This window comes from Bacillus sp. ATD, from assembly GCF_050585765.1.
GTDB lineage: Bacteria > Bacillota > Bacilli > Bacillales > Bacillaceae > Bacillus > Bacillus stercoris.
Genome location: NZ_JBOBQH010000002.1, coordinates 511586 through 530873 on the forward strand (window position 1 = coordinate 511586; position 19288 = coordinate 530873).

26 protein-coding genes and 1 pseudogene are annotated in these 19288 nt (G+C 43.3%); 20 read left to right on the forward strand and 7 right to left on the reverse strand.

The window, feature by feature from the left end; genetic code table 11:
- Positions 1-14: 14 nt before the first annotated feature.
- On the reverse strand, positions 15-1040 hold the full coding sequence (locus ACQXR1_RS07300; protein ID WP_014664318.1) for an SDR family NAD(P)-dependent oxidoreductase: 1026 nt from the start codon (positions 1038-1040) through the stop codon (positions 15-17).
- A 343-nt stretch (positions 1041-1383) separates the two neighbouring features.
- On the opposite strand from ACQXR1_RS07300, the gene ACQXR1_RS07305 reads away from it, so the two are divergent.
- Complete coding sequence (locus ACQXR1_RS07305; RefSeq protein WP_430771911.1) at positions 1384-2532, forward strand: phytase; 1149 nt, start codon at positions 1384-1386, stop codon at positions 2530-2532.
- Between the two features lie 73 nt (positions 2533-2605).
- Here the strand turns inward: ACQXR1_RS07305 and cgeB are convergent, their stop codons facing one another.
- Positions 2606-3547 carry a spore maturation protein CgeB gene (gene cgeB, locus ACQXR1_RS07310; RefSeq protein ID WP_430771912.1) on the reverse strand — a complete coding sequence of 314 codons (942 nt, stop codon included), beginning with the start codon at positions 3545-3547 and terminating at the stop codon, positions 2606-2608.
- Between the two features lie 6 nt (positions 3548-3553).
- A complete protein-coding gene (gene cgeA / locus ACQXR1_RS07315; protein ID WP_040082853.1) occupies positions 3554-3955 on the reverse strand; it encodes a spore crust protein CgeA in 402 nt (133 codons plus the stop codon).
- A gap of 205 nt (positions 3956-4160) precedes the next feature.
- Between cgeA and cgeC the strand changes: the two genes are divergently transcribed.
- The 14 genes and pseudogenes from cgeC (at position 4161) to ACQXR1_RS07385 (ending at position 14593) form a co-directional block, all read left to right on the forward strand.
- Complete coding sequence (cgeC, locus tag ACQXR1_RS07320) at positions 4161-4466, forward strand: spore maturation protein CgeC (protein WP_014664314.1); 306 nt, start codon at positions 4161-4163, stop codon at positions 4464-4466.
- A gap of 63 nt (positions 4467-4529) precedes the next feature.
- Positions 4530-5810, forward strand: coding sequence for a spore maturation glycosyltransferase CgeD (cgeD, locus tag ACQXR1_RS07325; protein WP_430771913.1), 1281 nt, complete (start codon positions 4530-4532; stop codon positions 5808-5810).
- Between the two features lie 28 nt (positions 5811-5838).
- Positions 5839-6618 (forward strand): spore maturation N-acetyltransferase CgeE, encoded by a 780-nt coding sequence (cgeE, locus tag ACQXR1_RS07330; RefSeq protein ID WP_430771914.1) that lies wholly within the window; start codon positions 5839-5841, stop codon positions 6616-6618.
- A gap of 43 nt (positions 6619-6661) precedes the next feature.
- Positions 6662-6811, forward strand: coding sequence for a YjcZ family sporulation protein (locus tag ACQXR1_RS07335; protein ID WP_370881202.1), 150 nt, complete (start codon positions 6662-6664; stop codon positions 6809-6811).
- Positions 6805-6959: pseudogene (locus ACQXR1_RS07340) on the forward strand (hypothetical protein). The gene ACQXR1_RS07335 and the pseudogene ACQXR1_RS07340 overlap by 7 nt, the downstream one beginning before the upstream one ends.
- Complete coding sequence (locus ACQXR1_RS07345) at positions 6940-8274, forward strand: aspartate aminotransferase family protein (protein ID WP_430771915.1); 1335 nt, start codon at positions 6940-6942, stop codon at positions 8272-8274. Before ACQXR1_RS07340 ends, ACQXR1_RS07345 begins: the two are co-directional and overlap by 20 nt.
- Positions 8275-8280: 6 nt before the next feature.
- The gene (locus ACQXR1_RS07350) at positions 8281-8970 is read left to right on the forward strand and encodes a CoA transferase subunit A (RefSeq protein ID WP_014664308.1); all 690 of its coding nucleotides are present in this window, start codon (positions 8281-8283) and stop codon (positions 8968-8970) included.
- A complete protein-coding gene (locus ACQXR1_RS07355; RefSeq protein ID WP_069839277.1) occupies positions 8955-9608 on the forward strand; it encodes a 3-oxoacid CoA-transferase subunit B in 654 nt (217 codons plus the stop codon). Before ACQXR1_RS07350 ends, ACQXR1_RS07355 begins: the two co-directional genes overlap by 16 nt.
- An 8-nt stretch (positions 9609-9616) precedes the next feature.
- Entirely contained in the window at positions 9617-10927 is a 1311-nt protein-coding gene (locus tag ACQXR1_RS07360) for a peptidase (protein ID WP_430771916.1), read from the forward strand.
- Positions 10905-11732, forward strand: coding sequence for a putative beta-lysine N-acetyltransferase (ablB, locus tag ACQXR1_RS07365; protein WP_069839279.1), 828 nt, complete (start codon positions 10905-10907; stop codon positions 11730-11732). The genes ACQXR1_RS07360 and ablB overlap by 23 nt, the downstream gene beginning before the upstream one ends.
- Before the next feature lie 28 nt (positions 11733-11760).
- The gene (gene ablA, locus ACQXR1_RS07370; protein ID WP_071577953.1) at positions 11761-13176 is read left to right on the forward strand and encodes a lysine 2,3-aminomutase; all 1416 of its coding nucleotides are present in this window, start codon (positions 11761-11763) and stop codon (positions 13174-13176) included.
- On the forward strand, positions 13173-13451 hold the full coding sequence (locus tag ACQXR1_RS07375; RefSeq protein ID WP_040082864.1) for a YokU family protein: 279 nt from the start codon (positions 13173-13175) through the stop codon (positions 13449-13451). The genes ablA and ACQXR1_RS07375 overlap by 4 nt, the downstream gene beginning before the upstream one ends.
- Before the next feature lie 86 nt (positions 13452-13537).
- Positions 13538-13762 carry a YozE family protein gene (locus tag ACQXR1_RS07380; RefSeq protein ID WP_003241575.1) on the forward strand — a complete coding sequence of 75 codons (225 nt, stop codon included), beginning with the start codon at positions 13538-13540 and terminating at the stop codon, positions 13760-13762.
- A gap of 150 nt (positions 13763-13912) precedes the next feature.
- Positions 13913-14593 carry a hypothetical protein gene (locus tag ACQXR1_RS07385; protein WP_014664302.1) on the forward strand — a complete coding sequence of 227 codons (681 nt, stop codon included), beginning with the start codon at positions 13913-13915 and terminating at the stop codon, positions 14591-14593.
- Here the strand turns inward: ACQXR1_RS07385 and ACQXR1_RS07390 are convergent.
- On the reverse strand, positions 14590-14733 hold the full coding sequence (locus tag ACQXR1_RS07390; protein WP_014664301.1) for a hypothetical protein: 144 nt from the start codon (positions 14731-14733) through the stop codon (positions 14590-14592). The genes ACQXR1_RS07385 and ACQXR1_RS07390 overlap by 4 nt on opposite strands.
- A gap of 118 nt (positions 14734-14851) precedes the next feature.
- On the opposite strand from ACQXR1_RS07390, the gene ACQXR1_RS07395 reads away from it, so the two are divergent.
- The 3 genes from ACQXR1_RS07395 (at position 14852) to yodL (ending at position 16093) form a co-directional block, all read left to right on the forward strand.
- Positions 14852-15028, forward strand: a complete 177-nt coding sequence (locus ACQXR1_RS07395) for a YozD family protein (protein ID WP_003231166.1) — start codon at positions 14852-14854, stop codon at positions 15026-15028.
- 78 nt (positions 15029-15106) lie between these two features.
- Positions 15107-15718, forward strand: coding sequence for a phosphatidylglycerophosphatase PgpB (gene pgpB, locus ACQXR1_RS07400; RefSeq protein ID WP_040082866.1), 612 nt, complete (start codon positions 15107-15109; stop codon positions 15716-15718).
- 60 nt (positions 15719-15778) lie between these two features.
- Positions 15779-16093, forward strand: a complete 315-nt coding sequence (gene yodL / locus ACQXR1_RS07405; RefSeq protein WP_014664300.1) for a shape determination protein YodL — start codon at positions 15779-15781, stop codon at positions 16091-16093.
- 39 nt (positions 16094-16132) lie between these two features.
- Here the strand turns inward: yodL and ACQXR1_RS07410 are convergent, their stop codons facing one another.
- Complete coding sequence (locus ACQXR1_RS07410) at positions 16133-16258, reverse strand: hypothetical protein (protein WP_003231174.1); 126 nt, start codon at positions 16256-16258, stop codon at positions 16133-16135.
- 201 nt (positions 16259-16459) lie between these two features.
- Here ACQXR1_RS07410 and deoD point away from each other — a divergent pair, with 201 nt between their 5' ends.
- The gene (deoD, locus tag ACQXR1_RS07415) at positions 16460-17161 is read left to right on the forward strand and encodes a purine-nucleoside phosphorylase (RefSeq protein WP_430771917.1); all 702 of its coding nucleotides are present in this window, start codon (positions 16460-16462) and stop codon (positions 17159-17161) included.
- 82 nt (positions 17162-17243) lie between these two features.
- Positions 17244-18065, forward strand: coding sequence for an LD-carboxypeptidase LdcB (gene ldcB, locus ACQXR1_RS07420; RefSeq protein WP_014664298.1), 822 nt, complete (start codon positions 17244-17246; stop codon positions 18063-18065).
- 80 nt (positions 18066-18145) lie between these two features.
- Here the strand turns inward: ldcB and ACQXR1_RS07425 are convergent, their stop codons facing one another.
- On the reverse strand, positions 18146-18397 hold the full coding sequence (locus ACQXR1_RS07425) for a hypothetical protein (protein ID WP_014664297.1): 252 nt from the start codon (positions 18395-18397) through the stop codon (positions 18146-18148).
- An 86-nt stretch (positions 18398-18483) separates the two neighbouring features.
- Positions 18484-19185: a class I SAM-dependent methyltransferase gene (locus ACQXR1_RS07430; protein ID WP_430771918.1), complete on the reverse strand. Its 702-nt coding sequence runs from the start codon at positions 19183-19185 to the stop codon at positions 18484-18486.
- Positions 19186-19288: the final 103 nt, after the last annotated feature.

Genomic DNA, 19288 nt, shown 5'->3' on the forward strand with positions numbered 1-19288 from the left:
AGACAGGCTTGTTTTTATGCCTTTTTCTCTTGATGCAAGTCTTCAATAATCTGGGCAATTCTTTCTTTCGTAATGAGCGGGGCCTGATCAGATTGATACCCAGGCAGATTGACTTTGCGAAAGTCAGGATGTTTTTCAGGCTCTGGAAGGATCGCATAAAGGTTGCCCCATTCATACAGTGATTCAATTTCATGCGGGGATGTTAATTCTTCGTGAAGCTTTTCACCTGGACGCTTGCCGACTTCTACTGCAGCCGGCCGCGGGAGCCCATGCTGCGATGCATATTCTTCAAATCCATGAATCAGTTCTTCAAGTTTCAGTGATTCCATTTTAAAAATAAAGGTTTCTCCGCCTTTTGTAATCGCAGCTGATTGCAAAGTCAATGTAGCTGCATCGTCTATTGACATGAAAAATCTGGTCATGTTCTTGTCTGTGATAGTCAGAGGCTGACCCTCCATCATCTGTTCAAATAATATAGGGATGACCGAACCTCTGGAGCCCAGAACATTTCCAAAGCGGACCGAACAAAACACGGTTCCTTTGTTTTGAACGTGGCGGTTTGCTTGATGAAACAGCTTTTCGGATAACAGCTTGGTGGCACCCATTGTGTTCACAGGAGATACAGCTTTATCTGTACTAATATTAATGACATGCTGCACTCGGTGTAAAAGGGCAGCTTCCACCACATTTTGTCCGCCGATGAGATTGGTCTGGATCGCTTCAAATGGATGATCCTCACATGTCGGAACCTGTTTTAGCGCAGCCGCGTGAAAGACGATATCGACGCCTTTCATCACCTGATTCACCCTTCTGTGATCGCGCACATCTCCTAGTACAAATAATAGCCGCTTATCCTCCGCATACTTTTGGCTCATGACATACTGTTTACTGTCGTCTTTGCTGAATACAATCACCTGTTTAGGTGTAAGCAGCAAAAGGCGTTTGACAATTTGACTCCCGATTGAACCTGTTCCGCCAGTGACTAAAACTGTTTTGTTATGAAAAAATGGTTTTAGTTCTGCTGTTTGCTGTTTAGGCATGGCTTATCCTCCAACTCTCGTTTCTCTACCATGCATCATATGTTCAACTTTATAATCGAATTAATGAAAGCAACCAATAAAACAAAATTTAGGGGAATGATCATGTCACAACGTGTTCTTTTTTAATAGAAAATGATGAAACTAAATAAACAATGTACTAAATATTCATTATGTTTTTATTTCGCACCTCAAAAACAAAGCTGACAAAGTCATCTCACGTACCTCTTTAGGGAAAGTTGTTTATGAGCCAGAAACCCTATAAAAAAAGGTTCATTTTCCTCACGGTAAATACATGTATATATTTTACAATAGGGATGATAGTGATAAAAGAGGAGGGTACCAAATGAAGTTTTCAAAAACAATGCTGCTAAGCACCGCCGCGGGTTTATTGCTTAGCCTGACAGCAAACTCGGTGTCGGCTCATGATGTGAGTGAGGAACATCATTTCAAAGTGACTGCGCAAACGGAGACAGATCCGGTCGCTTCTGGTGATGACGCAGCTGATGATCCGGCTATTTGGGTACATGAGAAACATCCGGAAAAAAGCAAATTAATTACGACAAATAAGAAATCAGGGCTCGTCGTGTATGATTTAGATGGAAAGCAGCTTCATTCTTATGAATTTGGCAAGCTCAATAATGTCGATCTGCGCTATGATTTTCCATTGAAAGGTGAAAAAATTGATATTGCTGCAGCATCCAACAGGTCTGAAGGAAAAAATACAATTGAAGTATATGCAATAGACGGGGATAAAGGAAAATTGAAAAGTATTACAGATCCGAAACATCCTATTTCCACTGGTATTTCTGAGGTTTACGGATTCAGCCTGTATCACAGCCAGAAAACAGGAGCATTTTACGCATTAGTGACAGGCAAACAAGGGGAATTTGAGCAATATGAAATTGTTGATGGTGGAAATGGTTTTGTAACAGGAAAAAAAGTGCGTGAATTTAAGTTGAATACTCAGACTGAAGGGCTTGTTGCGGATGACGAGTACGGAAATCTATACATAGCAGAGGAAGATGAGGCCATCTGGAAATTTAACGCTGAGCCAGGCGGAGGATCAAAGGGACAGGTTGTTGACCGTGCGACAGGAGAACATTTGACAGCTGATATTGAAGGACTGACAATCTATTATGCACCAAATGGCAAAGGATATCTCATGGCCTCAAGTCAAGGAAATAACAGCTATGCAATGTATGAACGGCAGGGGAAAAATCGCTATGTGGCCAACTTAGAAATTACAGATGGAGAGAAGATAGACGGTACTAGTGACACGGATGGTATTGATGTTCTCGGTTTCGGGCTTGGTCCAAAATATCCGTATGGGATTTTTGTGGCGCAGGACGGTGAAAATATCGATAATGGACAAGCAGTCAATCAAAACTTCAAAATTGTATCGTGGGAACAAATTGCACAGCATCTCGGCGGAATGCCTGATCTTCATAAACAGGTGAACCCGAGGAAGCTGAAAGACCGTTCTGACGGCTAGAAAAGAAAGAAAGCAGCTGAACAAGCTGCTTTTTCTGTGAATGAAAAAATCGTTCATAGCAATGAACGATTTTTCAAGAAAGCGCCAGATGAATCGCCTTTAGTGTTGCGGGAAGCTCATCAAACGTAAATGCAGGTACGGTCTCATTATAATTGGCTGCTGCAGCTTTATGCCGTTCTTCAGGGTTTTTGATATAGAAAGCGGTTTTTTCCTTAAAGTCGTCCATGCCGTGATAAGAAATAAAGGATGAAAAAGGATGGGCCGCGGGTAAATCGGTTAATTGAAATGCTTCGCATGCAGCGATATCAAACGTTCGGTTATTAAAACTGGCATTTTTGATGCGCATAGTATTTTGGTTGAAAGCAAAATGATAGGGCCGATGCGCATTGATTACGATATCTGCTCCGTTATAATAATGCACGGCCTGTTCGGGTGGAACCCATCTGCTGACGACATCAATGTGCGGCTGTTTGAGCACTTTTTTAGGCAGATATTTTCTCCATTCCTTGCCGATTACCCGAACCGTGAAAGGCAGATGGACCGCTTCTTTCATAAGCTGAACCCGATTAGGGTAAGGATAGCCGATGATTAACAGATTTGAATGATAGGAATGTTCGGTGCCCATTTTTTTAAACAGCCGATGGTTAACTGGTATCGGAACATAATAGACGTTCTGGTAGCCGAGCTCTTGATAATAGAAAGCGGCATTTTGTTCAATCGTTAATATGGCGTCAGCAAGCTTAATTACCTGTAGGCTGATATCAATATAAAATGGGTCTTCGGTCAGCCAAACATACACGGGGATATCCTTACCCTTTAACCAGGTCAGCCAGTCGTGAGGAACGCGGTCTCCAACCATTATAAGTGCGAAGTCCGGCTGAAACGCTTCGATCTTCACCAAAGGTTTATCTGCAATCATATACTCTGTATGAGTGTTCTGAAAACATTCTTCAGCCCAGCGATCAAAATAACTGTATATGCCTCCGTATCCCGACTGGATATACAAGACTTTCATCGGATGTTATGAAAAGAACGTAACGCTTTCTACTTTGTCTACATCAATTAATGTTGTAGCTTGACCTGCCGGAGTGACGGAGCTTTCCTGTGTTACAAAGACGATACCGTGAACTTGATCGAAAGCAACGAAAACAACCGGCCCGATCATGTCACCTGAATCAGTCACAATGCTGATTGTCGTGCCTGGCGTAATTCTGGCAAAAATCCATCTTGCCGGAAGGGAAGGGTCTAAAATAGATTCTGCCGTAACCGTTTCACTTTCATCTACTTTTTGATCGATGGCAGCTTCAAGCAAGGCTTTAAGATTACTTTCCATGTTTTCTCCTCCTTCTGTTGCAGTTGGAAATAAAGGACTTAAAACGGTTTTAATTAAATCCTTTTTTAATTGTGCATTTTCAGAGCTCATTACACACACCTCCTATTCGATAGTGAACTCACGTTAATCTATTCTTCTGGCTGTTGTTTGGTATGAGTCGAACGCCGTACCAGACCTATTTTTCATGTATTTAAGGAAAATGCTGATTTTTTAATGGAGTGGACATAGCCCTATACCATACATCAAAGTCGCTCATATTGTGAAACAGAGTAAAGGGATAAGGGAGAGGGATTATTTGGATTTAGAGAAACAAGTGGATCGAGAAGAAAACCAAGATGAACTGCATTTTATTTTGCTTTTGCTGATTCTGCTTATTCGTCAATCATCTACTGAAGGAAATCCATCTGATCTCAGACGCCAGCTCGTTTTTGCAAAGGAGCTGGGCGTACCGGTTTCAAAAGTTCATTTGATCAACGGAGATACGCTTCAGAATGTCATCGTAAAAGAAGTACTGACTGATTTGGTTATTTTTCAAAACCCGTTAAATAACACGAGATCTCATGTGTCACTCTCAAGTGTTGTAAGCTGGGGTGCTTTTTAAATGATGACAGAGGCTCTGCTTGCTGCGGAGCCGTTTTTATGTTTGACGGCGGGGGCGGTATAGATGGGAGAGAAAGTGTCTATTATTTTAACAAGTTACAACAAACCTAAATATTTGCAAAAAGCGATCGAAAGCGTGATTCAGCAAACGCATGATCTTTGGGAGCTTTTTATTATGGATGATCATTCGAATGAAGAAACAACTGCGGTGATTCACAAGTATCTCCATGACCGGCGCATTCAATATCATAACAGTTTCGTGCAACCTGCAGATCGATTAAAAACAGCCCGTTATGCCACATTAATTAACAGTGCGCTCCCATTTGCAGCAGGCGATTACATTTCCTATCTTACTGATGACACTGTTTATCATCCCGAGCGGCTGAGCCGTATGGTGCAAGAGTTTTCACATCAGCCTGAAGCGCAGGTTGTCTATTCAAAACAAAAAGTTGTACATGTAAACGAAAGGGGAGAGGAAATCTCATATTTCTACAGAAATGCCAATGCAGTGCTAGAGCAGGCGGCTTTTCATGTTGATCATTGTTCAGTAATGCATCGCCGTTCGTTACTTAATCTCATTCACCATAAATATGGAGGCTATTGGGATGATGATATGAAGCATTGGAATCATGGCGACGCAATTTTTTGGGCGAGACTCAACAACTTTACTCCATTTCTGCCGATAAATGAAGTATTAGATACAACTTATAAAACCCCAGATTCATTTCAAAATGCATATCGGTTTCTGCCCGCCGATTTGATTGACGGTTCTTTTGTGAAAGGTTCAGATCAAACTGTGTATTTTCTTGATCAGGGTGTACGGCACCCTGTCGGGGAAAAGTGGAGTTTTTGGTATCTAAATCGGACTGTCGCTGTTCCAGACCCATATTTATTCCAATATAGGATGGGGAAAATTTTAAACATTCCGAATTATATTTTAGTAAAGGAAGCTGACCATCCTGCCATATTTTATATCGAAGCCGGAAAAAAAAGGCGCATTGTGGACCAGTATGCGTTTCAATTTTATCAATTTCAAAGAAAAGACATATTGACAGTTGGAAAAGAAGAGATGGAGGCGCTTTTGGAAGGGCCGCCGATTATGTGGAAGCGATCTGAATTGATCAAAAATCCGCCTGGCCGAAGGCTGTTTTTCATCGAACGCGAGCCGTTTTTGTTTCTAAACGGCTTCTTTCACCCAATTAGTGAACAAGTAGCAAGGAAGTTTTTTTTACATCAGAAGCCAATCTCCGCTTCTTTCCGAAATATTCAGCAATTTCCAATTGGAAAGCCGTTTTATCCGGTGTACGATGAGATTATAAAGAAATTGAACATTGCAACAGAGTAAAGGGATAGGTCATAAAAAGGAGACGTTCATGACAGGACATTATGCAAAAACGGAACATCAATATATATTGTTAACGTCTGAATCGACATCGTTTGATCATTACAGCGTATACAGAGATCCTCAGCTTCCGCAAATTTTTTCTCATAATTTTGTTCAGCTCCATGATACGTTTCCATTGGAGCGGTTATTGAATTTTTTGCCCTCCGTACCAAAGCTGCTTGAAGCGAATTATCTCCATTTAAAAGCATCGCCGCAGCATGTTTTTCCGCTCGGTTTGAAGCAGTCGCTTGTAAAAAGCGGTTTTGTCGTCGAGGATGAGCTGCTATATGACATAAAGCTTAGTGACTGGAAGGGACAGATGGGACATCCTTTAACCGCATGGGGGACGGCAAAGAGCCTTAGCGACGGATCTTCTATTATGAAAATTTACGATTCCATTTATATTGGAGAAGCGATCGCCGAACAAAAATTAAATAGAAAATATCCTTTCTACGAAGCGGGTACAATCATTCTTGTTGTTTGTTATAGCGACGAGGCACAGAAAATTCCCATTGGGTGCGGAGAGCTGTTTATCGATCAGCAAGAGAAAACAGCTAAAATCGAAGAAGTGGCAATTTTAGATCAGTTTCAAAGGAGGGGCTACGGCAGTATCTTAGTGCAAGAAATGCTGTCCATCGCCAAATCACTAGGAATGGAAGCAGCCTACTTAGTCGCTACAAGCACAGACGGTGCAACCCATTTTTACGAAAAGCTGACATTTAAAAAATATGAGCGGGTGCATACTGTTTTTCATTATTTCCTTACATGAAATAGGCGTTTGCACAAACCATTTGGGACTTGGCCCGCATAAAATGCCGTATATCGTGATAAGAAAGGATGAAAACAGCATGTATGGATACCCTGGATACGGTTACGGATTTGGCTGCGGGACAAATACATTTGTATTGATTGTCGTCTTGTTCATTTTATTAATTATTGTCGGAGCCGCTTTTATTTGCTAGATGCTGAAATTCAAAAAGAGCCTTCCCCTTCAGGGAGGCTCTTTTTATGTGAAAAAGTTTTTGCTGGGAACGTCATGCCGCCATTTGGACACTCATACAATATGTTAAAAGGGTTTTGAGGTGGGAGCATGAGCAGTTATTTGATTAAGCCGGAGCTTAGCTCGGCCTATCCGGTTGTCGGTTATGCGAAGGGTTCATACGTTTATGATCAGACCGGAAAAAAATATCTTGACGGCTCGTCAGGTGCGGTGACATGTAATATCGGCCACGGAGTTCGTGATGTGACTGAGAAGCTGAAAGAACAGCTTGATCAGGTGTCTTTTGCTTACCGCTCACAGTTTACGAGCGAGCCCGCCGAGCAATTAGCCGCTCTCTTGGCACGGGAGCTGCCGGGAGATGTGAATTGGTCTTTTTTTGTCAACAGCGGATCAGAAGCGATAGAAACAGCGATGAAAATCGCCATTCAGTATTGGCAGGAAAAAAAGCAAACACAAAAATCCATCTTTTTGTCTCGGTGGAGCAGTTACCACGGAATAACTTTGGGAGCGCTTTCATTATCTGGTTTTTATGAAAGGAGATACCGGTTCACCCATCTCATAGAGCGGTATCCAGCTATCTCAGCTCCACACCTTTATCGGCTGAATCAAGAGAAGGCAGAAAATTTTGTTCAGTCTGCAGCTGATGAATTGGATACTGCGATCAAAAGAATCGGAAGCCAATTCATCGCCGGCTTTGTGGCTGAGCCAATTATTGGTGCTGCAGGAGCAGCGATTACTCCGCCTCCGGGATATTATGAGAAATTAAGCGAGGTATGCCGCACACACGACGTGCTTTTTATTGCAGACGAAGTCATGACAGGGCTTGGGAGAACAGGAAGGATGCTTGCGACAGAGCATTGGCACACCATTCCTGATATTGCTGTACTGGGCAAGGGTCTCGGTGCGGGGTATGCCCCTATTGCTGCTGCTGTTGTATCTGATTCTATTGTTGAAACGATTAAACAAGGATCAGGTGTGATTATGAGCGGCCACACATATAGTGCACATCCCTATTCAGCCAAAGCTGCTCTTGAAGTTTTGCGGTATGTGTTAAAGCACGGCTTGATCAAACAATCAGAAATAAAAGGAGCTGTGCTGAGGAAGAAGCTTGAAGAGGCGGCGTCTCAAAGCGGCATCATAGGTGATGTGCGCGGAAAGGGTCTGCTATTAGGCATTGAATTTGTGGCAGACAAGAAAACGAAGAAAGTGTTTCCGCCAGAACAGGCGGTAACCCAGCTTATTGTCAGCGAGGCGAAAAAACGCGGGCTGATTGTTTATCCTTCCAAAGCTGGGATAGACAGCGGAGAAGGAGATGCTGTCATTATTGCCCCTCCTTTTACCATTTCTGACGGTGAAGTTGAAGAGCTTATCTCTATTTTTTCAGAAACAGTTGCAGCGGTCGAAAAAAACTTAAAAAAGGATTGACATCAAATGGCGCCATTTCAAAAAGCAATCAGCATTGAAACAGCAATTGCAGATGTTCAGGACGGATCGGTTCTGATGTTTGGCGGTTTTGGAGGAGTCGGGTCGCCTCCTTCATTGATTGAGGCTATTTTGGACAGCGGTGTAACGGATTTAACTGTTATTTGCAATGACGCCGGTTTCCCGGAGATAGGGATCGGCCCGCTTATTGTTAATCAACGGGTCAAAACCCTGATCGCCTCGCATATCGGTTCCAATCCTGTAGCGGGGAAACAGATGACAGACGGGACATTAGAAGTTCAATTTTCACCTCAGGGAACGCTTGCGGAGCGGATTCGCGCCGGCGGAGCAGGACTTGGCGGTATTTTAAGCGATATCGGCATTGATAATCAAATGGTTTGCGAGGAAAAGGACATCGTAACTGTGGCGGGAAAACGATATTTGATAGAAGAAGCGCTGACGGCTGATTTTGCTTTCATCAATGCGTGCATTGCCGATGAATTCGGCAATCTAACGTATGACAAAACTGCGCGCAATATGAATCCGTTAATGGCAATGGCCGCCAGGAGAACCTTTGCCGAAGCTGAGCGTATCGTTCCGATGGGAGAGATTTCTGAAGAAATGATTGTCACACCGGGGGTTTTTGTCGAGGGGGTTGTACGAAGTGAAGGAGTGAAGTGGAAATGGGCATGGGAGTAGCAGAAAGAGAACAAATCGCAAAACGGGCTGCTGCTGAAATTAAGCAGGGCATGATTGTGAATCTCGGCATCGGCATCCCATCCTTGGTCCCTAACTTTTTGCCAACTGACATGCAGGTCATGTTTCAAGCCGAAAACGGTGTCCTTGGCATTGGAGAAAGTCCTGAAAAGGGAGAAGAGGATGCGCATTTATGCAATGCTGCGGGATATCCTGTCCGGGCTGTAAAAGGGGCTTCCTATTTTGATACTACGATGTCTTTTGCAATGATCAGAAGAGGCAAAATTGACATTACCATCTTAGGCGCCCTGCAGGTGAGCCAATCAGGCGATTTGGCAAATTGGCTTGTTCCGGGAAAAAAGGTGCCGGGTATGGGCGGGGCGATGGAGCTTGCCCAAAAAGCGAAAAAAGTGGTTGTTGTCATGAGTCATACAGATCAAAAAGGAAGGCCTAAATTAACAGAAAGATGTACGCTGCCGTTAACTGCCGCAGGCTGTGTGGATTTGATTATTACCGAAAAAGCGGTTCTTGAGGTCGATGGCCATCACTTTATTTTAAAAGAGCTGATGAATGGCTCGACAATCGATGAGGTGACGAGGCTGACTGAGGCTGAAATCAAAATAGATATGCCTTTTTCTTAAGAGGGGGAATGAGGATGCAAGACATTGAAAGAAAAGTTATCGGGTGGCTTGATCAGCATTCGGCCAAAGCCATTCGTCTTCTCAAAAGGCTGATTGGGGAAAAAAGCACTTTGGGGTCAGAGTTTAACGCCCAAGCTGTTGTGCTTGAAAAACTCCGGCAATTTCATATGGACATTGATGTATGGGAGCCAAGCCTAAAGCAATTAAAACAGCATCCCTACTTTAAATCAAATCGTTCTGATTTTCATGAGAGCCCGAACATCGTGGCGAAAAAAACAGGAGCAGGCGGAGGCAGGTCCCTGATTTTGAACGGCCATATTGATGTTGTGCCTGAAGGAAACGTAAAGGATTGGAAGTATGAACCGTATCAAGCTTTCGAAGAGAACGGTAAAATATACGGCCGTGGCTCAACGGATATGAAGGGAGGCAATACAGCCCTTCTTTTTGCTTTAGAAGCCTTGCACGCCTGCAATGTCAAATTGAAGGGAGATGTATTGTTTCAGAGTGTTATAGATGAAGAGTGCGGCGGCGCCGGAACATTGTCTGCCATCATGAGGGGCTATCGTGCTGACGGGGCGCTGATACCTGAACCGACGAATATGAAACTATTTATAAAGCAGCAGGGCTCAATGTGGTTTCGGATCACAGTGAAGGGATTAGCGGCACATGGGGGCACACGCTATGAAGGGGTAAGCGCGATTGAAAAAAGCATGCATGTTATCACAGCGATACAAGAGCTGGAGAAGGTCCGCAATGCGAGAATCTCAGATCCGCTGTATGACAATATCCCAATACCGGTACCGGTGAATATCGGCACCATCTCAGGCGGTGCCTGGCCATCTTCAGTTGCAGACCGTGTCGTCATAGAAGGGAGATGCGGAATTGCCCCCCATGAGAAACCGGAAGCTGTCAAACTTGAATTGGAAAACTGGCTGAAGGATTTAGAATACCGTGACGAATGGTTTAAACGCCATCCCGTACAAGTAGAATGGTTTGGCGCTCAGTGGCTGCCGAATGATTTACCTGATGACCACCCTTTAATTTCTGTGCTGCAATCAGCCTATCAAAAAATGAAACAGACAGAGCCGATTCTCGAAGCTTCCCCGTGGGGAACGGATGGAGGGCTTTTATATCATGCAGGAGATACGCCAGTGATCGTCTTCGGGCCAGGGGAAACAAAAGCGGCTCATCAGGCCAATGAATACATTGAGGTTGAAGCCATGATAGAATCTGCTAAAATTATTGCACTTTTTGTCATGGATTGGTGCGGGCTTCATACAGACGGGGAGGATGCGGATGCTCAAGTCGATAAAGAATAGCGGTGTCACAGCAGTTTTGGACCATGACAGCTTTAATAAACGAATCAGAGTGGTCTGTTATGACGGAGCCATTGAGAAGGCCCTGCCAGATATCGTGGCAGCGGCGAAAGAAGAGAATGCGGAAAAAATCATCGTCTATACGAAACAGCATGATGAACCAATGCTTGCCAATCAATTATTTGCGCCGGAGGGTTATCTAAAGGGCTATTATCTCGGCCATTCGGCTTGTGTCATGGTTCGTTACCTTTCAGAAAGCCGGAGGCAAACAGATTCATATACTGAGGAACAGGAGATCATCGAATCCTTATATCGCACAGTGCCCCGCCTCCGCAACGACAACATACCCGTATTTACGATGAGAAAAGCAGAGATAAACGACATGTATCAGCTGTCAATGCTGTATAAAAAAGTATTCCGTACGTATCCGACCCCCGTATTTGACCCCGCTTATATTGAAAAGACGATGAAGGCAAATACGGTGTATTATATCATGCTTGATCATGACCGCCTGATCAGCGCAGCAAGCGCAGAAATCAATCCAGAGCTGGGGCATGCAGAAATAACCGATTGTGCTGTGCTGCCGGAATACCGAGGCCATTCGCTGACAAGCTTTTTAATCAAGGCGTTAGAAAAAGAAATGGCTGGAAGGGATATCTTCCATGTGTTTTCTCTCGCCCGTGCTTCGTCTTTTGGGATGAATGCTGTGTTGTACCATTCAGGTTATCAGTATGGCGGAAGGCTGATCAATAATTGCTTTATAGCCGAAGGTCTTGAAAACATGAATATTTGGTGCAAACAACTGTAAGTCAAAACATGCGCGAGGAGGAGTTCGTTTGGAAAACAAATGGTATAAACCGAAACGGCATTGGAAGGAGATCGAGTTATGGAAGGACGTTCCGGAAGAGAAATGGAACGATTGGCTTTGGCAGCTGACACATACTGTTAGAACGTTAGAGGATTTAAAGAAGGTCATCAATCTGACCAAGGAAGAAGAGGAAGGTGTCAGAATTTCTACAAAAACGATCCCCTTAAATATTACGCCTTACTATGCTTCTTTAATGGACCCCGACAATCCGAGATGCCCGATCCGCATGCAGTCTGTGCCGCTTTCTGAAGAAATGCACAAAACAAAATACGATCTGGAAGACCCGCTACATGAGGATGAAGATTCACCGGTACCGGGTCTGACACACCGCTATCCCGACCGTGTGCTGTTTCTTGTCACGAATCAATGTTCCATGTACTGCCGCTACTGCACAAGAAGGCGTTTTTCTGGACAAATCGGAATGGGAGTCCCTAAAAAACAGCTGGATGCTGCAATTGCTTATATCCGGGAAACACCTGAAATCCGTGATTGTTTAATTTCAGGCGGTGACGGGCTGCTTATTAATGATCAAATTTTAGAATACATTTTAAAAGAGCTGCGGAGCATTCCGCATTTGGAAGTCATCAGAATTGGAACAAGGGCGCCCGTCGTGTTTCCGCAGCGCATTACCGATCAATTGTGCGAGATATTGAAAAAATATCATCCCGTCTGGCTGAACACCCATTTCAACACAAGCATCGAAATGACAGAGGAATCTGTTGAAGCCTGTGAAAAGCTTGTGAACGCAGGTGTGCCGGTCGGAAATCAGGCTGTCGTATTAGCGGGTATTAATGATTCGGTTCCAATTATGAAAAAGCTTATGCACGATTTGGTAAAAATCAGAGTCCGTCCGTATTATATCTACCAATGTGATCTATCAGAGGGTATCGGGCATTTCAGGGCGCCTGTTTCCAAAGGTTTGGAGATCATTGAAGGGCTGAGAGGGCATACCTCAGGCTATGCGGTTCCTACCTTTGTCGTTGACGCACCAGGCGGCGGAGGTAAAATCGCCCTGCAGCCAAACTATGTCCTGTCACAAAGTCCTGACAAAGTCATCTTAAGAAATTTTGAAGGTGTGATTACGTCATATCCGGAACCGGAGAATTATATCCCCAACCAGGCAGACGCTTATTTTGAGTCCGTTTTTCCTGAAACCGCTGACAAAAAGGATCCGGTCGGGCTGAGTGCCATTTTTGCTGACAAAGAAGTTTCATTTACACCTGAAAATGTAGACAGAATCAAAAGGAGAGAGGCATACATCGCAAATCCGGAGCATGAAACATTAAAAGACCGGCGTGAGAAAAGAGATCAGCTTAAAGAAAAGAAATTTTTGGCGCAGCAGAAAAAACAGGAAGAGATTGAAAGCGGAGGAGATTCTTCATGAAAACATGCGAATGGTGCGGCGAACTTGAAGCGGTGCCCGGAAGGAACACGGTGTACTGGGAGCTCCCTGATGGAACGAGGGCTATAGAATTGACAGACACCCCCGCCATGGTATGTGCTGCCTGCGGTATGAGCTATCAAGAGGAAAATACGGTTAAGGAGATTGAGGATCAGCTGCTTTTGATTCAAACAAAAAAACTGCCTGAAAGCCTAACGTATCAGCAGCTCATGGAGACAGAAAGGATTTTGAAACGCAACTATTTTGACTTCTCCTGAGTCATGTTTCAGTATTCTTTTGTTGTAATTTTACACTTGAACTGTATAATAGAACAACAAAAGACAGACACCAGGAGGGGAAACCCATGAAATCCTTTTATCACTATTTATTAAAATACAGACACCCGAAGCCGAAGGACAGCATCAGTGAATTTGCCAATCAGGCGTATGAGGATCACAGCTTTCCGAAAACATCAACCGATTATCATGAAATCAGTTCGTATTTGGAGCTGAATGCTGATTATCTTCACACGATGGCAACGTTTGATGAAGCTTGGGATCAATACGAGGCTGAAGTGCACGGCAGATAATAGCTGTTTCATCCGCAGATCACTGCGGATTTTTTTATGTCCATATCCATACCATAATTGGATATTTCCTTTGGTTTTCATGCCCATGCGAATTGGCTTCCCCCGGCATACGATAGCGTATGAGAAATGTTGCGGCGAGGGGGAGACACCATGAAGCAAAATAAACCGAAATTCCAAGTAGGGGATATCGTAGTCGTCATTATGTATGGAACAGTTGGCACCATCACAAAAGTGCATCAAATTGATAAACACTATCTTTATGAGGTCAATCATAACGAAGTTTTATACTTTGAATCGTCCATTCAGCTTTATAAAGATTATGAGGGTGTCATTGTCGACATGGAAAAGCTTGATATTGAATATGAATTCCTTATTGGGGACGTTGTTTATGTAAAAGATTATGGAAAAGAACTCTTTCGCATTATCGGCCACAGAACAGAAATTTGGAGATATTTAGAAGATGGCTGGGAAGATATCATTTATGAGCTCACCCGTTTAAAGGATGGAGAGTGGCTTGAAACGGAGGAAGAGGATCTCACGCTGGTGCTTAGAAAATATGAAATGGACCAGTTTGTACACCAGCTGTTGTTTGTCCACTATGTCGGAGAAACTGGCCATGAGATCGGCGAAGATATCGCATCGTCTGCTCTTCTTCAGTTTGAAGGCGATGATGAAGATCAAGATACCCTTCACATCCTTGCTGTATCAATTGTTGATGAGCTTCTGGATATTTATAATGATTACAAAATTCTGTACGAAATGTTTCATGATGAAGAGTATAAAGATATGATGAAGTTTGTTCTGGAAAGTTTAAAAGAGCATTTCAGTTAGTTTGTGAACATACGGATCAAGATATATATAAAATAAGGCAGACAGCCCCAAATCATCACACGCGTCATCCCTTTGAGCGTTTTTTCCATTATGATATCAAATCTTTCTCCGTCCAGTGCTTCCATCATTTTAGCGATCATAGCGTCAGCCTCCCATGGCTCGTTTTTTATTCAATATATGACTGAAAGAATTGTTTAGAACACCGGGTATAATTCAGCCTGTTTTTTCATAAAACATAAAAAAGGAGGCGGTACGGAGATGAAAGAGATAGATCTTGTGATTGATACGGAAGAAATCGCTGAATTTTTTTACAGAGAGCTTGCAAGACGGGGCTACATACCGAGTGAGGATGAGCTGTTTGAAATCGCTGATATTACCTTTGATTATTTGATAGAAAAATGTATGATAGATGAAGAGCTGGATGAAGATGAGTGAGGCTTAAAACCGGAGCGGTCAGCTCCGGTTTTATTATTCATGTTCTATGACTTCTGTGAAATTGAGGTGGTTACATTGTTGTACAAGCCCGTTAGTTTGTTTCTTTTCTTCCTCATTCTAGCTGCGGCCATTCATACAAATGCTGTTCAGTCTGCAGATGAAGCCATAAGCAAAGCGGCTGTTTTGATCCGCCAGCCATGGCTTAATGATGTCATGACAGGAATCACGCATCTTGGTGCTTCTTCTTTTCTGCTCCCTCTAATTGTAATCATCGGAGCGGGCCTGTTTTTTTACAGAAAAACATGGGATGGCCTGTTGATGCTCCTGGTATTCGGCGCAGATCGGCTGTTAAACAAAGTCTTAAAAGAATGGATCGAAAGAGTGAGGCCTGATTTTGCACCGCTGGTTCATGAATCATCCTACAGTTTTCCGAGCGGCCACTCTATGAATGCTGCTTGTGTCTATCCTGTCATTGCTTATGTTTTAGTGAAACACCTCCCGTTTTTGTCCAAGCATAAAAAAATGGTATATACCATTGCCGGCGTAATCACTGTTTTGGTCGGCTTAAGCAGAATCTATCTGGGGGTTCATTTTTTGACAGACGTGTTAGGAGGCTTCAGTCTCGGCTTGCTTCTGTTTTTCCTGGTAAAAGATTTTGACGAAAAGATTAAGCGGTTTCGACAAAAATAGAGAGAGGAAAACACAGCAAAAACGCCAATATGTTAAAGAAATAAAAGGGAGGGGATCTTGATGATGTTATCCGTGTTTAAAAAGAAGTCTTGTTCCTATGACGTGACAATATTTCAAACACCCCGGTTTGGCGAAAAAAAGGGCTACAAAGCCGTCTATCGAACTGAACTGAACGGGAGCGATCATCAAGATGTACTGAAAAGAGCGTTCTCTTTGTTTAATGTATTCGACACTGTTCCGAGTGATTATGATGCGAGATTTATGGCTACAGGGGACGTGATCCTGATTGATGAAGGCAGAAAAGGGAAAACATATTATCAACTGCTTCCCGCCGGCTGGAGGAAAATCAACCGTCTGATTGTACAAACGACATAACGAAAAGAAAACTGCGGAAATCCGCAGTTTTCTGCCAATTTAAGGCTTGCGTTTAGCAGCGGAATATTCTTTCCCGTGTGCTTCTTCAGCTGCAATGATATCTTTTTCAGGTATATGATTGTTCTTTTTTTGGCCGGTGATCCGGTTACGATGTTTTTTACCCATGTCCCACCCCTCCTTCCTGCGGTTAGGTTTTCAAATTAACACCCCGATTATCCGCTTTTCTCAGAAAGCGCCTAACAGATCCCCGAACATTTCTTTTTTCTGCATATTCCTTTATAATCAATGCTGAAGTTTGTTTCATCATGACATTCGTTGTAAAATGGACGGGCTGGATGATAATTTAGATTTACAGGAGGATATGAGATGAGCGTACATATAGGTGCTGAAAAGGGACAAATTGCGGATACTGTGCTTTTGCCGGGTGATCCTCTCAGAGCAAAATTCATTGCTGAAACGTATCTTGAAAATGTTGAATGCTACAATGAAGTCAGAGGCATGTATGGGTTTACGGGTACATATAAAGGCAAAAAAATCTCAGTGCAAGGCACGGGAATGGGCGTTCCGTCTATTTCAATTTATGTGAATGAATTAATTCAAAGCTACGATGTGCAGAATCTAATAAGAGTAGGTTCTTGCGGCGCTATCCGTAAAAATGTCAAAGTGCGAGATGTCATTTTAGCGATGACCTCCTCAACTGATTCACAAATGAACAGAGTCGCTTTCGGAAGCATTGATTTTGCGCCTTGTGCAGATTTCGAGCTTTTAAAAAATGCCTATGATGCCGCAAAGGATAAAGGCGTGCCGGTGACAGTAGGAAGCGTATTTACTGCTGACCAGTTCTACAATGACGATTCACAAATTGAAAAGCTTGCAAAATACGGTGTGCTGGGTGTTGAAATGGAAACCACTGCATTGTATACATTAGCAGCGAAGCACGGAAGAAAAGCGCTGTCAATTCTCACCGTGAGTGATCACGTATTAACAGGAGAAGAAACGACAGCGGAAGAGCGTCAAACCACATTTCATGATATGATAGAAGTGGCTTTACATTCCGTATCACAATAAAATAAATCAAGAGGCGTGCTGGGTGCCGGCAGCCTCTTCTTTATGAATGCGGAAACGATTGATAAAAGGAAGGTAATGTAATATGAAAAAGTCCGGTAAATGGTTCTCACTGGCTGCCGCTCTGAGTGTAACGGCAATAGTCGGAGCCGGCTGCAGCATGTCAAATGGAGATGCTCAAAAGGATACGAAAACCACAGCAGAAACAAAGCAAGCAGAACAAAAAACAGCTGACAGCAAAAAAACAAACACCCAGGACAGTGAGTTTTCATTGGAAAGCAAGTATTTCAATGATATTAAAAAAGTGGACGGTCTGGAAACCATTCAAAATCCAGAAAATATACTCGCGCTTGTCAATAAACAATACGCGCTGCCCGGAAACTATGAACCTAGCGATCTTGTCATACCTGATGTGGAGTTTTCTTTTGAAGAAAAGATTCAAAAACGTTACATCAGAAAGGAAGCGGCAGATGCGTTAAAAACGATGTTCGATGCTGCGAAAAAGGAAGGCTATGAACTGGCGGCTGTCTCAGGATACCGTGCGTATGACAGACAGAAAGTCATTTTCGACAATGAAGTAAGCCTTAAAGGAGAAAAGAAGGCAAGAGAAGCGGTTGCTTATCCAGGTGAAAGTGAGCACCAAACAGGCCTTGCGATGGACATTTCCAGCCGAAGCAACGGCTTTGAGCTAAATGAAGCCTTCGGTAGCACGGCCGATGGGAAATGGGTGCAGGACAATGCTTATAAATATGGCTTTGTCATTCGCTATCCGAAAAATAAAGAAGATATTACGAAATATGAATATGAGCCATGGCACCTGCGCTATGTAGGCAAAAAGGCCGCGAAAGTCATGCATGATAATGATTTAACGCTGGAAGAGTACTTTGAAAAAGTGAAAAAAATCTAAAAGAGATAGCCCGCTTACCATTGATAAGCGGGCTTACTTGTATTCGGGAATCTAGCATTGATCTGACTATGATTCTCTATTTACCAGAAGAATAAACCAGCCAGAGCCACTCCTGCAATTAAACCGAGGGAAATCCCGTAAGCTGCTCCGTATCCCCAATAACCGCCCCAATATCCGTAACCGAAACCTCTTGGCCCTGCGCCGACCGGAGCAATAAAAACTCTGTCTCTTGTTACACGGGTAATTCTGCCGACGTGAACTCTTCCGCCTCTCTCTGTAATTCTGACGACTTTACCTTGATGGTTACGGCAAAGATGGTAATATCTCTCCAATATTGTTCCCTCCTATACTGACTTTCTATCAGCATATGATAGATAGGAAAAAAAGGTTGGACGAAAATAGGGGGCGATACGCCGTTTTACTTATACGCGATAAAAATACAATGACCCATATACTCACTATATATTTGCATGAGCTGATAGTGTGTTTGAAGCGTATCGTAATAGATGGGGGCGATCGTTTGCGATAAATCCATTTCTGTGGTTGGTTCAAATTCCATGTCTTCTGGAAGCAGTGTCATCGCTTCCGTTTTTTGAAAGCCATAAGATCTTAAGAGTTTATGCCATTCGCTTTCTTCATGCAAGCAAGTAAATCCGTAAAAATCCATCATTTGATTCTTTTCTGCAGGGGGCATCGGTTTTTTTAAAGCTGCTTCAATACCAATCAGCATCCCGCCATGTTTTAAAACTCTTGAAATTTCTTGAAGAGAGGAAGTCAGGCGTGAAAAACTGAGGACCGACTCTGACAGGACGCAGGAAAAGGACTCAGAAGAAAACGGGAGATGTTCCAGCTCTGCCTGATATGCAGGGATGGCAAGCCCTTCATTTGCAAATCTTTTTTTCGCTTTTTCAAGCATGATAGGATCTTTATCAACGACTGTCACAGGATACAGCAAATGTCCTAAATAAGCCGCTGTTTGCCCTGTTCCGCATCCAGCATCAAGTATCGGCTGGTCCGGGGAGGGCGCAGCCTTTTGCAAGACTGCTTTTGAAAAAGCCAGCCCGCCTGGGTGCGCTCCTGCGACACCGAATAAGGACAGCATTTCTAAATATCGGCTCAATATCGAATCCTCCTTTTTCTTTATCATATGTCGTATAAAGACATAGGTTTATGAAAAGCAAAAGAAGGGCGTTTCTCTCTCATTTCTGCTCCGAGTTGACGAA